This window comes from Streptomyces sp. NBC_01142 (genome assembly GCF_026341125.1).
Classification (GTDB): domain Bacteria; phylum Actinomycetota; class Actinomycetes; order Streptomycetales; family Streptomycetaceae; genus Streptomyces.
The window spans coordinates 1,297,402-1,311,290 of sequence record NZ_JAPEOR010000001.1; the positions used below are offsets into that span (position 1 = coordinate 1,297,402).

Consider the following 13,889-nt stretch of genomic DNA (forward strand, 5'->3'; position numbering starts at 1 on the left):
CTGAGCCGTGTTGGTCACTGTTGCACTCTCCTTTTGGGTTACGTGCATTCCTGAGGGCCCCGGACGCGTGTCGGCTAGTGCTCGGCTGCAACGCCCAAGGCTACCCATCCCGTGAGAAATGGGGGTTTGCCCGCCCCTGCCAGGGGCGTTCTCTTGGGCCGTGTCTGGCGGCAAGATAGTGCATCCTGGCAAGGGCGGAATCTAGGGAGATTTCCTGGGGCGCCTCTTATGGAAGAAGGTGAGCACCGTCTTCCGTTCCCAGTCTTTGCCCCACTTGAGGACCAGCCAGCCACCGCCCTTATCCTTCGGGATAGAGCGAAGCATCATGTCGTGGCGCTGATCTCGATTGTGTGGGGGTAGCTCACACACGACTATGCGCGGAATCCGGACCGTGTAGCGGTTGTTCTCAGGGTGGCAGCGCCGCGCCTTTTTGATGTGCTGCACCCTGAGCCACGCCTTAGAACCACATACGCGCCTCTCCGCGCTCACCAGTTCATCACCAGCGATGTGCCGAGAAAGAGGCCACAAGAGCCGCTGATCATCGCGATCATGAGCGTACCGCGTAGTGCGCGACCCGGTCATGCGATCGCCGTATGGCGCTCTCCGCTGTGCTCCCCTTGAGTTCTGCAATTCCTTCGACAGCGTGCCGTACGAGAGCTGAGACAGCGGCCCCTATGGCTGCATGCCATTCCTGGACTTCCTTCTCTTCAAGAATCCGAGCCAATCCCGCGTCCAAGACGGCGCGTTGTTCGGTTCCCCGTGTCGGGACCGCTGTCCCTGTGCTCACATCGGCGCCCATGCTGTCAGCTCAGCCCATACGGTTTTGCCGGTCGGCCGATCTTCGACCCCCCATTTGGCGGCCAGCGCCTCAATGAGCCTCAGCCCATTCCCGCCTTCGCCGTCAGTGGACCGCCGCACATGGGGCCGGCTCTCTCCGCGTGCGTCGGCCACGGCTACGCGAAGGGTGCCGTCCGTCAGTTCAAGCCGGAGCTCGAAGTCACGCCCGGGATGCGCCCGTGAGTCACCGCGTTGGCGGCAAGCTCCGCGATCACCAGCGCCGCCGTCTGAGATCGTTCGCTGTCCAGCGGGGCACCCCAGTCGTGCAACTGGATGAGCGCCAGGTGCCGCGCCAGTCTGGCGCCACGCCGGGTGCTGCTGAACCTCTGCCGCCATACGGTCGGAGTCACCGTGACGTTCATGCGATCACGCACCCAACAGAGTCGGTTGGTTCGTCGGATGCTTCGGCGGGCATCGTGCCGTCGTGGTGGCCCGGCGTCAGCCGGATGAAGACCCGCGCCTCTATCGCGCCGGCCAGCTCCGCCGCCACGTCTTCCGCCGGTCTGGTCATGGTGGTGATGCTGGTCATGGTCGGCTGTCGTCGCCTTTCGCATCGCCTTGTGGGTTGAGCCCTGCTCGCTCTAGGTAACTGCTTGGCCACGCACGGCGGTACCGTTGCAGCAGCAGGAGGACTTAAGAGCTTTAAGTGCGCCAGCAACAGGAGGAGTTGAGCCCGGTGCCGACACCTGAGCCGAACGCCGGCCTTGAGCGGCTGTACCGCGAAACCGGCTGGACGCTGCGCCAGTTCGCGCAGGAGGTCAACCGGATCGGCACCGAAAGGGGGACGCCCCTCAGGTACCGGGAACCCTCGGTTCACCAGTGGTTGAAGGGGCACGTCCCGAAGGAGGAAGTGCGACCGCTGATCTTGGAAGTTCTCGCCCGGAAGCTGCACCGGCCAGTCACCCGTGGTGAGGCGGGATTTCCGTCAGTGCCTCCGGGGGAGTCGAACGCCCTGCCAAGTACGGTGGAGGGGCTGATCGACTTGGGGAGGCAAGATATGGACCCGTCCCGCCGCAGCGTCCTGAGCGTGGGGCTGTTCTCCGTCGCCCTCACCATTCCGGATTGGTCGGATGTGGTGGGCCGAATTGAATCCGCACAGAAGGGCGAAGTGCGGCGCATAGGAATGTCGGACGTCCAAGCCGTGATTGCCATGACTGAGCGCATCTCGGAATTGGACGACCAATTCGGCGGGCGCATCGCCCGCCCCATGGCTGCCGCGTTCTTGGTGAATGCAGTCACCCCCTATCTGCGGGCTGACGCTTCCGAAGAAATCCGCAAAGCAATGATGGCCGCCACCTCCGACCTTTGCTATCTCGCGGGATATATGGCCGTGGATGAGGGTGTGCACGGCCTTGCTCAGCGGTATTACCTCAAGGCGTTGGAGCTTGCCGGCGCTTCAGAGGATCATTCTACCTACTGTACGACGCTGCGAGGAATGAGCGTCCAAGCCGTGGATTTGGGCCACGGTAGTGAAGGCTTGCGCTTGGCCGACGCCGCCTCCGCAGCCTCTCCACAGGCAGGCCCAAGAATGCGAGCTTTCCTAGCCGGGCAGCAGGCGCACGCGTCTGCTCAGGTTGGACAGCGAAGTAAAGCTCTGATGTATCTCCGTGAAGCCGAGACCGCAATGGAAAAGGCCGAATCCAGATCGAAGACGTTTGGGTCATACAATCCTGCGTCGTTGGCCTATCACATTGGCCAGGTCCGCTATGAGTTGGGGGACGTTCGCGGTTCTATTTCCGCGCTGCAAGAATCCGACAGGATGCGCCATGGTTCGTTCAGGAGAACCCGCATCCGATACCTTTCCATGCTGGCGGAGCGGCAGCTTGAGATTGGGCATCTTGAGGCAGCGTGTGAGACGTGGGGGGAAGTTGTGGATATCTACCCGCATGTGCAATCAGGACAGTGCGACCGCAGCGTAGCAAGGATGCACAGCCGAATTCGCCCCCACCTCAAGAACCACAATGCCCGCAACTTGTACGAGCGGGCTCGGCTCGTTACGCCAACAGCACTCTTGTCCCGCTAACGGACCCAGGAATTCCGCCGACGGAGCAACCGTCGCGTGGCGATGAAACGCGAAAGACTCCTTCCCTACCTTCCGCACGGCGTAGCCGTTGTGGTGCCCCAGCGGTGTCCCTGCTCCTGCTGAGAGCCAGTGCTCTGATCGCGGCGGTGGTCGTCGTCCCTCAGACGCTTCGACTTGCGGACGTAGAGGGCCACGGCGTTCGGCTCGGTCTTGCCGCAGATGGTGCGGACGTGTTCAGCGGACATCGGGCGCGCTCCCGGTAGGCGTTACCCCTTCGGAAGCACCTGGAGCGCGACGGTTCTTGCGAAGAGCGCTGGTCAGCTCGAGGTGTCTAAGGGGTGCCTCCTCCTCAGCCAGCAGCACCCTGATCACGCGGTCACGATATGTCGCCCCTGCCCTGCCCGAACCGGCGTTCGCCCTGGACCTGGTGAGATCCTGCGCGCCCCCCGCCCCCGTGAAATTGGTCAGGGCGCTGCCCGGGAGCCTTGAGGCATCCCGGGCAGCGCCCCTGTCAGTGGCGGGTGTTCATCCCCTCCAGCGGTGTCGGATCGATGGGATCCCGGCGTACGAAGAGATCGCAGCGTTCGGGGCGCTCGCTGTGGCTCAGAAGGTGAGCTTGAAGCTGTTGATGTAGCCGACGTCCTGCGCCGCCACGTCCTGGACCTTCAGCTTCCAGGTGCCGTTGGCGACCTCGCTGGAGGCGTTGACGGTGTAGGTCGTCTGGACGTTGTCCGCCGAGTCGCTGCCGCTGGAGTTCTTCAGGCGGTACGCGGTCCCGTCCGGTGCGAGCAGGTCGATGACCAGGTCACCGCGCCAGGTGTGGACGATGTCCACGCCGACCTTGAGGGCGGCCGAGGCGTTGCCCGTGCGGCCGGCGACGGTGATCGAGGAGGTGACGGCCGCGCCCCTGTCCGGGATGGCGACGTCCGTCGTGTTCTCGAAGACACCGCCCGGGTCGGGGTCGCCGCCGCCGGGACGGGCGCCGACGTTGATGCCGGCCCACGCGTCGGTCACGGACTTGACCTCGGCGCTGGTGGCTCCGTACAGCTCCGTGGCGACCGCGATGGTGCCCGCGCGGGCACCCGCGTAGTCGGTACGGGAGTTGAACTTCGTGGTGAGACCCTTGAACCAGATCAGCGCGGCCTTCTCCCGGCCGATGCCGGTGACCGGCAGCCCGTCCGAGGTCGCGGAGTCGTAGTTGACGCCGTTGATGGTCTTCGTGCCGCTGCCCTCGGAGAGCAGGTAGAACCAGTGGTTCGCCGGGCCCGAGGAGTAGTGGACGTCGACGTTGCCGATGCCCGCGTACCAGTAGTCCTTGGACGCGCCGTCCTTGCTCGGCTTGTCCATGTACCGCAGCGGGGTGCCGTTGCCGCGGATGTCGATCTTCTCGCCGACCAGGTAGTCGCCCAGGTCCTGGGCGTTGTTGGCGTGGAACTCGACGGCCGCCGCGAAGATGTCGGACGTCGCCTCGTTGAGGCCGCCGGACTCACCGCTGTAGATCAGGCCCGCGGTGTTGGCGGTGACGCCGTGCGTCATCTCGTGCGCCGCGACGTCGATCGAGGTGAGCGGCTTGGCGTTGCCCGAACCGTCGCCGTACGTCATGCAGAAGCAGCTGTCCTGCCAGAACGCGTTGACGTAGTTGTTGCCGTAGTGGACCCGGGAGTACGCGCCGACGCCGTCACCGCGGATGCCGCTGCGGCCGTGCACGTTCTTGTAGTAGTCCCAGGTGAGCGCCGCGCCGAAGTGCGCGTCCGCGCCGGCCGTCTCGGCGTTCTGCGGAGTGCCGTCGCCCCAGATGTCGTCCGTGCCCGAGAAGAGGGTGCCGGTGCCGGAGCTGCCGCGGTTCAGGTTGTACGTCTTGTGGTTGCCGCGGCCGGTGTCGGTCAGCGTGTACGAGGGGGCGGTGCCGAGCGTGACCTGCCCGCTGTACTGGGTGTTGCCGGTGCCGTTGTGGACGGCCTGGCGCTCGAAGAGCTTCTTGCCGGTGGTGGCGTCGGTGATGACATGCAGCTCGTTGGGAGTGCCGTCGTGCTGGAGGCCGCCCACGACGGTCTCGTACGCCAGAGTCGGCTTGCCCTGCGCCAGCCAGACCACCTTGCGCGGTGCGCGGTCGGCCTTGGTCTTCGTCGAGCCCTCCGCCTTGGCCGCGCCCAGCGCCTGCTTCTCGGCGGTGGCCGGGGCGACATCGGCGCTGGTGTCCACGTTCTTGAGAGCGGCTGTGGACGCCTTGGTGACCGACTGCGTCGCGCCCGCCTTGGTCTCGGCGACCACCAGGTCGCCGCCGAGGACGGGAAGCCCGTCGTAGGTGCGCTCGTAGCGCGTGTGTGTGGTGCCGTCGCGGTCCTGGGTGACGTCCCGGACGACGAGCTTCTCCTGGGCGGTGAGGCCCAGTTCCTTGGCGGTTGCCGCCGTGGTGGCGCTCGCCTTGCGTATCAGCTCGGCGCGCTGGGCGGGGCTGAGATTCTTCGGCAGGGCACCGGGGTCGGCGCCCTTCGCCGCGGCCGTCGCGGCGGGTGCCGCCGGCTCGGCCGAGGATGTACCGGTCTGGAATCCGACCGCGAGGAGGGCGGCGGTGGCGATAAGAGCTCCGGTCGCGGTGGTGCGCCGGCGAGGCGTGGGTCTCACGCGAACTCCTTCTGCGAGGGGGGTACCGGTCTGCTGGGTGGGCAGGCCGGGCAGAGCATGCGGAGAGGTGATGCGTGGGTCGGGGGAAGAGTGGCAGCAGCGAACGCTTCCTGTCAGGAGCGCGTCAACAAAATGGCCGGAATTCGTCCGTTGTCCGAAAGGTCATGTTCGTTGAGCGGACATTTCGCCGGCCATCACCGCGATGCCGTCGAGCGTTCACCGAAGCCCGCTCTCGAAGAGCGTGTTGAGGTCCGGAACGAACTCGTCCTGTTTCAGGGGCTGTTGAGCAAGAGAGGGTTCACGGCTACGGAGATCGCCACGTACGGTGTCTCGTTCCGTGCCGCCCACTCGTTGTCCGCGATGCCCGTGTCCTGCTCAGTCCGCGTTTCCCACTCGGAGGCGATGGCCGGTCCTTGGACGTACGCGAAGAGCGTGAGAAGGGTGTGGAACATCTTCTGAAGGGAGTGGGCCGAGCGCATCCGCAGGGCGCGCAGCACCCGTTCGGCGAGGTTCATCGCGCTCGCCGAGGCGGCCGGACGCGTCAACGACGCCGCCGGGTCGGCCGTCCAGGGGTGGCGGGCGTAGACGGCGCCCGGCCACCGCGCCCCGATTTCGACCCCGGTGCGCCAGTCGGCCGGAACCGGCCCCAACGGCTGATCGCGCGCGACGGGCGCGGCAACCTGCCGGAGGGGACCGCACTGAGGGGTCAAACAGAGGCGCTCGTACGGGCCCGCGTCACGGCCGTCACCCCACCACACTGTCGCGCCACGCCCGGTGCAGACCCGCGAAGCGGCCCTCCCCGGCGATCAGCCGCTCCGGCGGGCCGTCCTCCACGATCCGCCCGTGCTCCATCACCAGCACCCGGTCCGCGATCTCCACCGTCGACAGCCGGTGCGCGATCACGACGGCGGTACGCCCGTGCAGCACCGTGTCCATCGCGCGCTGCACCGCCCGCTCGCCGGGGATGTCGAGGGAGCTCGTCGCCTCGTCGAGGATCAGCACCGCCGGGTCGGCGAGCAGCGCGCGGGCGAAGGCCACCAGCTGCCGCTGCCCGGCGGAGATCCGCCCGCCCCGTTTGCGTACGTCGGTGTCGTAGCCGTCCGGCAGAGTGCTGATGAAGTCGTGTGCCCCGATGGCCTTCGCGGCCTGCTCGATCTCCTCGCGGGTGGCGTCAGGACGCCCGATCGCGATGTTCTCGGCGACCGTCCCGGAGAACAGGAACGCCTCCTGGGTCACCATCACCACCCCGCGCCGCAGTTCGGCCGTGGCCAGGTCGCGCAGCTCCACTCCGTCGAGGAGGACCCGCCCCTCGGTGGGGTCGTAGAGCCGGGCCAGCAGCTTGGCCAGCGTGGACTTGCCCGCGCCGGTCGAGCCGACGACGGCGACGGTCTGGCCGGCCGGGATCGTCAGATCGAAGCGAGGGAGCACCTCGCCCCCGGTGCGGTAGGCGAAGCGGACGCCGTCGAAGACGACCTCGCGGCCCGGGTGTTGGGAGCGCAGGGCCGGCAGTTCCACGGGGTTCTGGGCCTGCGGAACGGACGGCGTCTGAGCCAGCAGACCCGCGATCTTCTCGAGCGAGGCGGCCGCCGACTGATAGGAGTTGAGGAACATGCTGAGCCGGTCGATCGGGTCGTACAGCCGCCGCAGATACAGCACGGCGGCGGCCAGCACGCCGAGCGCCATCGTCCCGGAAGCCACCTGGTAGGCGCCCCACAGCACCATCCCCGCGACCGCGGTGTTGGCGACCAGCCGGGAGCCGACCACGTAGCGCGCGTTCTCCAGCATGGCGTCCCCGTTGCTGCGCTCATGGCGGCGGTTGAGGACCCGGAAGTCCGCGTCGTTCGCACGCTCGCGCCGGAAGGCACGCACCGGCCGGATGCCGTTCATCGTCTCCGCGAACTTCACGATGACCGCGGCGATCGCCGTCGAGCGGGTGCTGAAGACGACCGCGGCGCGGCGCTGGTAGAGGCGTACGAGCAGATAGAGCGGTACGAACGAGAACACGGCGAGCCCGCCGAGCCCGAGGTCCAGCCAGAGCAGCATCGCCGAGATGTAGACGAAGGCGAGGACGACTCCGATCAGTTCCTGGAGCCCCTCGCTGAGCAGCTCCCGCAGGGACTCCACGTCCGTTGTCGAGCGGGAGATCAGCCGGCCGGAGGTGTACCGCTCGTGGAAGTCGACACTCAGGGCCTGGGCATGGCGGAAGATCCGCCCGCGCAGATCGAGGAGCACGTCCTGGTTGACGCGGGCGGAGACGCGAATGAAGGCGTACTGGAGGAGGCCGGCACCCAGCCCGCACAGCGCATACCCGACGGCGACGGCGATCAGCGGCCCGTAGTCGTGGGCGCGGAAGGCGGGTACGCCGCGGTCGATGGCGTACGCGACGAGGAGCGGACCGGCCTGGACGGCGGCCTGTTGGAGCAACAGGAGAAGTGCGGCGACGGCGACGCGTGCCCGCCGGGGCGCCAGGAGGGAACGCAGCAGCACCCCGGTCGCGCCCTCGGGCGCCGGGAGGGAGTCCCGGTCGAAGGGGTCGTCCCCGCGGGGCGCGGGCGCCGGCTCCGCCTCCGCTGCGGCCGGCGCGCTGCCGCCCGGGGGGCCGTCCTCGTCCTCGCCGTCGGCGTACGGCTTCGCAGTCGTCGATGACGTCATCGGGCCCCCTCCTCGGCGACAGCGGCAGCGGCAGCGGCAGCGGTGCCGGAATCGGTGTCGGAATCGGAATCGGCCCCCGACATCAGCCATGCGTACTCCGCGTTCGTACGCAGCAGTTCCTGATGCGTCCCCACCGCCGTGATCCGCCCCTCCGACAGCAGCGCGACCCGGTCGGCGAGCATCACCGTCGAGGGACGGTGCGCCACCACCAGCGCCGTCGTGTCCTGAAGCACCCTGCGCAGGGCCGCCTCCACCAGGGCCTCCGTATGCACATCGAGCGCCGACAACGGGTCGTCGAGGACCAGAAAGCGCGGCCGGCCGACGACCGCACGGGCCAGTGCCAGGCGCTGTCGCTGCCCCCCCGAGAGGCTCAGGCCCTGCTCGCCGACCTGGGTGCCGGAGCCGTACGGCAGGTCGGCGACGAAGCCCGCCTGCGCGATGTCCAGCGCCCGGCCCAGCGCCTCTTCGTCGCGCGCGCCGTCCGCCCCCATGAGGACGTTCTCCCCGACGCTCGCCGAGAACAGCGTCGGCTCCTCGAAGGCCACGGATACCAGCTCGCGCAGTCGCTCCCGGGGCATCGCGGCGATGTCCTGGCCGTCGAGCGTGATCCGCCCGGCGGTCACCTCGTGCAGCCGAGGCACGAGCGCGGTGAGCGTGGTCTTTCCAGAGCCGGTGCCACCGACGAGCGCCATGGTCTCGCCGGGCCGCACCCACAGATCGATGCGGGCGAGCACGGGCGCGGCGTCCCCCGGCGCGTCCGGGTAGCGGAACTCGACGCCCTCGAAGGCCAGTCCGCCCCTGCCCGTCCCGCCCGTCCCGCCCGTCCCGCCCGTGTCCTCGCCCGAGCCTCTGCCCGTGCCGTCCTGCGCGCTTGCCCCGCCGGTTTCGCCCGCCCCCGCCCCACAGGAAGTCTCGCGCTCCTCCTCCGCGTCCATCACCTCGAAGTACCGCTCCGTCGCCGTCGCCGCCTCCTGGCTCATCGCCAGCAGAAAGCCCATCGATTCCACCGGCCACCGCAGCGCCAGCGCCGTCGACAAAAACGCCACCAGCGTGCCCGCCGACAGAGCGCCGTCCGCGACCTGGACCGTGCCCAGCACCAGCGCCGCGCCGATCGCCACCTCCGGGATCGTCGTGATCAGCGCCCAGATCCCGGCCAGCAGCCGCGCCTTGCCCAGCTCCGTACCGCGCAGCCGCTCCGAGAGCCCGCGGAAGGCGAGGGCCTGGCTGCGGTGGCGGCCGAAGCCCTTGATGATGCGGATGCCGAGCACGCTCTCCTCGACGACCGTCGTCAGATCGCCCACCTGGTCCTGGGCGCGCCGCGCGACGATCGCGTACCGCGACTCGAAGAGCGAGCAGACGATGACCAGCGGCACGACGGGCACGAGCAACACCAGTCCCAGCGTCCACTCCTGCGCCAGCAGAATGACGAACCCCACCAGGATCGTGGTGGTGTTGACCAGCAGGAAGGTCAGCGGAAAGGCCAGGAACATCCGCAGCAGCATCAGATCCGTGGTGCCGCGGGAGAGCAACTGCCCCGACGCCCACCGGTCGTGGAAGGCGACCGGCAGCCGCTGCAGATGCCGGTAGAGGTCGGCCCGCATGGCCGCCTCCACCCCGGCCAGCGGCCGGGCCACCAGCCACCGCCGGAACCCGAAGAGCACCGCCTCCGCGACCCCCAGCAACAGCAGCACCAGCGCCCCGAGCCACACTCCGCCGGGGTCCCGGCCGGCCACCGGCCCGTCCACGATCCACTTCAGTACGAGCGGGATGACCAGGCTCAGACAGGAAGCCACGATGGCGACGAATGCCGCACTGAACAAGCGCGTTCGAATGGGCCGTACGTACGGCCACAGCCGCCGCAGCGAACGTACGGCGGACCGGTCCTCGATGGCTGCATGTGTGTCGGACATCAGGAGCGAGCCTACGGTTCACCACTGACAGTGTTCATCCGGATTTCCGCGGGCGCGTGGTCGTAGCCCGCCGTCAACCGATCGGCTGATGCCGTTTCGAGCGTGATGGGCGATGCCCCGCACCCCCGCCGCCCGGAACCCTCGTACCCATGGCGATTATCGAAGTGAACGGCCTCCACAAGGCCTACGGCGGCCGCCCCGCCGTCGACGGAGTGAGCCTCGACGTCGAGGAGGGCGAGATCTTCGGGATCCTCGGCCCGAACGGCGCCGGCAAGACCACAACCGTCGAATGCGTCGAGGGGCTCAGGACCCCCGACTCCGGCACCATCCGGGTGGCCGGGCTCGACCCGGTCGCCGACCACCAGCAGCTCACCCGGCTGCTCGGCGCGCAGCTCCAGGAGAGCGAGCTGCAGCCCAAACTCACCGTCCGCGAGGCGCTCGAGCTGTATGCCGCGTTCTATCCGGGCCCCGCCGACTGGCGGCCCCTCGCCGAGCGGCTCGGTCTCGAGGAGAAGCTCACCACCCGGTTCGCCAAGCTGTCCGGCGGACAGAAGCAGCGGCTGTTCATCGCGCTCGCCCTCATCGGCAACCCGCGCGTCGTCGTTCTCGACGAGCTGACCACCGGCCTCGACCCGCGTGCCCGCCGCGACACCTGGCAGCTGATCGAGGAGGTACGGGACTCGGGCGTCACCGTCCTCCTGGTCACCCACTTCATGGAGGAGGCCCAGCGCCTCTGCGACCGTATCGCCGTCATCGACAAGGGCCGGGTCGCCGCCCTGGACACCCCGGCCGGGCTGATCAGCCGCTCGACGGCCTCCACCGTCATCTCCTTCACCCCCTCCGCCCCGCTCGACGAGCACGAGCTGGCCGCGCTTCCGCGGGCCACGTCCGTCGACGTCGGCAGGTCACCGGATGGCCGGATCGTCATCAACGGCACCGACGAGACCGTCAACGCAGTGATCTCGCTGCTCGCCCGCCACCGCATCACCGCCCGCCAGCTCCGCGTCGCCGACGCCTCCCTGGACGACGCGTTCCTGGACCTCACCGAGCGGAACGACCAGCAGGAAGAGAGGGTCTGAGATGACCTCCGCGTCCTTCGCCGTACTCAGGACCGAGGCGCGCCTGTTCTCGCGCGAGCCCGGCAGCCTCTTCTGGATCATCGCTTTCCCGACCGTCCTGCTGACGATCCTCGGTCTGCTCCCGTCCTTCCGGGAGGTCTCCGACGACCTCGGCGGCCGCCGGGTCATCGACCTCTATGTCCCCGTCGCCGTACTGCTCGCCACGATCATGGCCGGGCTCCAGGCGATGCCGCCGGTCCTCACCGGCTACCGCGAGCGCGGCATCCTGCGCCGGATGTCCACCACCCCGGTCCGCCCGGCCTCGCTGCTCACGGCCCAGCTCACCCTGCACGGTGTGGCCACCCTGTGCTCCGCCACCCTTGCCGTCGCCGTGGGCCGTGTCGCCTTCGACGTACGTCTGCCCGAGAAGTTCGCGGGATACCTGCCGGCGCTCGTCCTCACCACGGCGAGCTCGCTCGCCCTCGGCGCGACGGTCTGCGCGGTCGCCCGTACCCAGAAGATGGCGACCGCCATCGGCTCGGTGGTGTTCTTCCCGACGATGTTCACCGCCGGCGTCTGGGTCCCCGTCCAGGCCATGCCGGACGCCGTGCAGCGCATCGTCGAGCTCACCCCGTTCGGCGCGGCGTCCGAGGCACTCGACCGGGCGGCGACCGGCGGCTGGCCGGGCTGGCTGCACCTGGGCGTGATGGCCATCTGGACGGTACTGCTCACCGCGGCGGCCGCCCGCTGGTTCCGCTGGGAGTGACCGGGACGGCGGGAGAGACTGTGCCCATGACCAAGACCGGGGCTGCGACGGAGACGGGGGCCGTAAAGGCCGGGGCCGGGAAGACGGGAGCCACGAAGACCGGGGCCGTTGCGGCCGGAGCCATGACGACGGTCGACAAGCGCTGGCATCAGTACTACCGTCACGGCCCCTATGCCCTGCTGGGCCTCGCCACCCTGCTGGGCGTCGCCGCCGCCGATCTGTTCATGACCCGTCCCGAGATGTACGCCACCGGGGTTCTGGTCCTGGCGGCGCTCGCACTCCAGGTCTGGTGGGGTGTCAGACGGCCCGGGCTGCCGGAACACGCGGTGCCGGGCCAGGTGTACTACGCCCTGCGCACCGTCCTCGCGTTCGCGCTCACCTGGTTCAACCCGTTCTTCGCCATCTACGCCGTCCTCGGTTACTTCGACACTGCGCAACTGCTGCCCAACCGCCTGGTGCGCGCCGGCCTGATCGTCACCGCCGTCACCATGGCCGGCTCACAGTCCGGCGGACTGCCGCCCCCCTCGACAGTGAGCTGGATCGCCTTCGGCGTGCTCTTCGTCCTCAACGTCTCACTGTGTCTGCTGTTCGCCAACATCGGCATCCAGGAGGCCGAGAACGCGCGGCAGAAGGCCGCCACCATCGCCGAACTGGAGCGCACCAACGCCCGTCTCGAGCAGGCCCTCGAGGAGAATGCCGGTCTGCACGCCCAACTCCTGGTCCAGGCGAGGGAAGCAGGCGTGGCCGACGAGCGCCGCCGGCTCGCCGCCGAGATCCACGACACCATCGCGCAGGGCCTGACCGGGATCATCGCCCAGCTCCAAGTGGTCACCTCCACCGGGGACCGCGACCCGGAACTCGCCCGCGAACACCTCGCCCGCGCCGCCGCGCTGGCCCGCCACAGCCTGGGCGAGGCGCGTCGTTCCGTGCTGAATCTCAGCCCGGTCGCCCTGGAGCACGACACCCTCCCCGAAGCCCTGAAGAAGACCGTCGCCGACTGGGGCGAACGCACGGGCATACGGGTGCAGTTCACCGTCACCGGCACCGAGGAGGGGCTGCACGACGAGGTCGCGGCGACCCTGCTCCGTATCGCCCAGGAAGCCCTCGCCAACACCGCCCGGCACGCGCGCGCGACACGCACCGGGGTCACCCTCTCCTACATGGGCGACGAGGTCACCCTGGACGTCCGTGACGACGGCCGGGGCTTCGACCCGGCCGCTCTGCCCCCGCGCTCGGGCGCCGGCGGCTTCGGACTCGACGGCATGCGGGCCCGCGCCGCACGCATCGCGGGCACGGCCTCCGTCGAAACCGAACCCGGCCAGGGAACGGCCGTCTCCGCTCGCGTACCGTTGGTCCGCCATGGCTGAGAAGAGCATCACCCTGATCCTCGTCGACGACCATCCCGTCGTACGGAACGGCCTGCGCGGCATGTTCGAATCGTCCCCCGGCTTCGAGGTCCTCGGCGAGGCCGCGAACGGTGTCGAGGGCGTCGAACTGGCCACCCGCCTCGACCCCGACGTCATCCTGATGGACCTGCGGATGCCGGGCGGCGGCGGAGTGGCGGCCATCGCCGAACTCGGCCGCCGCGGCGCCCGTTCCAAGGTCCTGGTGCTCACCACGTACGACACGGACTCCGACACGCTCCCCGCGATCGAGGCGGGCGCGACGGGATACCTCCTCAAGGACGCTCCCCGCGACGAACTCTTCACGGCGGTCCGCGCCGCGGCCGACGGCCGCACGGTGCTCTCGCCCGCGGTCGCCTCCCGCCTGGTCTCCCGCGTACGCACCCCGGGCGCCGCGGGCAACGAGCCGCTGTCCACACGCGAGCGCGAAGTCCTCGAACTGGTCGCCAAGGGCACGTCGAACCGCGCGATCGCGGCGGAGCTGTTCATCAGCGAAGCCACGGTGAAGACCCATCTCACCCATATCTTCGCCAAACTGGGAGCGAAGGACCGTGCGGCGGCGGTGGCGGTCGCGTACGACAGGGGCGTCCTGGGCGGATAAGGGGCGGCCCGCAG

At 69.0% G+C, this 13,889-nt stretch carries 11 protein-coding genes and 1 pseudogene; 5 read left to right on the forward strand and 7 right to left on the reverse strand.

Annotated elements, in window-relative coordinates:
- Positions 1–783 precede the first annotated feature (783 nt).
- A pseudogene (locus OG883_RS06155) lies at positions 784–1,199 on the reverse strand (ATP-binding protein).
- A complete protein-coding gene (locus OG883_RS06160) occupies positions 1,196–1,366 on the reverse strand; it encodes a hypothetical protein (protein ID WP_266536053.1) in 171 nt (56 codons plus the stop codon). The pseudogene OG883_RS06155 and the gene OG883_RS06160 overlap by 4 nt, the downstream one beginning before the upstream one ends.
- Before the next feature lie 147 nt (positions 1,367–1,513).
- Between OG883_RS06160 and OG883_RS06165 the strand changes: the two genes are divergently transcribed.
- Positions 1,514–2,860, forward strand: coding sequence for a tol-pal system YbgF family protein (locus OG883_RS06165; protein WP_266541282.1), 1,347 nt, complete (start codon positions 1,514–1,516; stop codon positions 2,858–2,860).
- Between the two features lie 65 nt (positions 2,861–2,925).
- On the opposite strand, the gene OG883_RS06170 is transcribed toward OG883_RS06165, so the two are convergent.
- From OG883_RS06170 to OG883_RS06190, 5 genes are all read right to left on the reverse strand, one after another.
- Positions 2,926–3,105, reverse strand: a complete 180-nt coding sequence (locus tag OG883_RS06170) for a hypothetical protein (protein WP_266536055.1) — start codon at positions 3,103–3,105, stop codon at positions 2,926–2,928.
- 358 nt (positions 3,106–3,463) lie between these two features.
- The gene (locus OG883_RS06175) at positions 3,464–5,485 is read right to left on the reverse strand and encodes a M4 family metallopeptidase (protein ID WP_266536057.1); all 2,022 of its coding nucleotides are present in this window, start codon (positions 5,483–5,485) and stop codon (positions 3,464–3,466) included.
- Between the two features lie 272 nt (positions 5,486–5,757).
- The gene (locus tag OG883_RS06180; RefSeq protein ID WP_266536060.1) at positions 5,758–6,135 is read right to left on the reverse strand and encodes a TetR/AcrR family transcriptional regulator C-terminal domain-containing protein; all 378 of its coding nucleotides are present in this window, start codon (positions 6,133–6,135) and stop codon (positions 5,758–5,760) included.
- A 94-nt stretch (positions 6,136–6,229) separates the two neighbouring features.
- Positions 6,230–8,137 carry an ABC transporter ATP-binding protein gene (locus tag OG883_RS06185; RefSeq protein WP_266536063.1) on the reverse strand — a complete coding sequence of 636 codons (1,908 nt, stop codon included), beginning with the start codon at positions 8,135–8,137 and terminating at the stop codon, positions 6,230–6,232.
- The gene (locus tag OG883_RS06190; protein ID WP_266536066.1) at positions 8,134–10,047 is read right to left on the reverse strand and encodes an ABC transporter ATP-binding protein; all 1,914 of its coding nucleotides are present in this window, start codon (positions 10,045–10,047) and stop codon (positions 8,134–8,136) included. The genes OG883_RS06185 and OG883_RS06190 overlap by 4 nt, the downstream gene beginning before the upstream one ends.
- A 149-nt stretch (positions 10,048–10,196) precedes the next feature.
- Here OG883_RS06190 and OG883_RS06195 point away from each other — a divergent pair, with 149 nt between their 5' ends.
- The 4 genes from OG883_RS06195 to OG883_RS06210 all read left to right on the forward strand — a co-directional run bounded on the left by OG883_RS06195 (position 10,197) and on the right by OG883_RS06210 (position 13,875).
- Positions 10,197–11,126 (forward strand): ABC transporter ATP-binding protein, encoded by a 930-nt coding sequence (locus OG883_RS06195; protein ID WP_266536068.1) that lies wholly within the window; start codon positions 10,197–10,199, stop codon positions 11,124–11,126.
- 1 nt (position 11,127) lies between these two features.
- Complete coding sequence (locus OG883_RS06200) at positions 11,128–11,871, forward strand: ABC transporter permease (protein ID WP_266536071.1); 744 nt, start codon at positions 11,128–11,130, stop codon at positions 11,869–11,871.
- 122 nt (positions 11,872–11,993) lie between these two features.
- Positions 11,994–13,238 carry a sensor histidine kinase gene (locus OG883_RS06205; RefSeq protein WP_266541285.1) on the forward strand — a complete coding sequence of 415 codons (1,245 nt, stop codon included), beginning with the start codon at positions 11,994–11,996 and terminating at the stop codon, positions 13,236–13,238.
- Complete coding sequence (locus OG883_RS06210; protein WP_266536074.1) at positions 13,231–13,875, forward strand: response regulator transcription factor; 645 nt, start codon at positions 13,231–13,233, stop codon at positions 13,873–13,875. Before OG883_RS06205 ends, OG883_RS06210 begins: the two co-directional genes overlap by 8 nt.
- Positions 13,876–13,889: the final 14 nt, after the last annotated feature.

Excerpts from the sequence above, each read along its gene's own strand:
- OG883_RS06160 (WP_266536053.1), bottom strand. The coding sequence starts at position 1,366 with ATGACCAGCATCACCACCATGACCAGACCGGCGGAAGACGTGGCGGCG.
- OG883_RS06170 (WP_266536055.1), bottom strand. The coding sequence starts at position 3,105 with ATGTCCGCTGAACACGTCCGCACCATCTGCGGCAAGACCGAGCCGAAC.
- OG883_RS06185 (WP_266536063.1), bottom strand. The coding sequence starts at position 8,137 with ATGACGTCATCGACGACTGCGAAGCCGTACGCCGACGGCGAGGACGAG.
- OG883_RS06190 (WP_266536066.1), bottom strand. The coding sequence starts at position 10,047 with ATGTCCGACACACATGCAGCCATCGAGGACCGGTCCGCCGTACGTTCG.
- OG883_RS06195 (WP_266536068.1), top strand. The coding sequence starts at position 10,197 with ATGGCGATTATCGAAGTGAACGGCCTCCACAAGGCCTACGGCGGCCGC.
- OG883_RS06200 (WP_266536071.1), top strand. The coding sequence starts at position 11,128 with ATGACCTCCGCGTCCTTCGCCGTACTCAGGACCGAGGCGCGCCTGTTC.
- OG883_RS06205 (WP_266541285.1), top strand. The coding sequence starts at position 11,994 with ATGACGACGGTCGACAAGCGCTGGCATCAGTACTACCGTCACGGCCCC.
- OG883_RS06210 (WP_266536074.1), top strand. The coding sequence starts at position 13,231 with ATGGCTGAGAAGAGCATCACCCTGATCCTCGTCGACGACCATCCCGTC.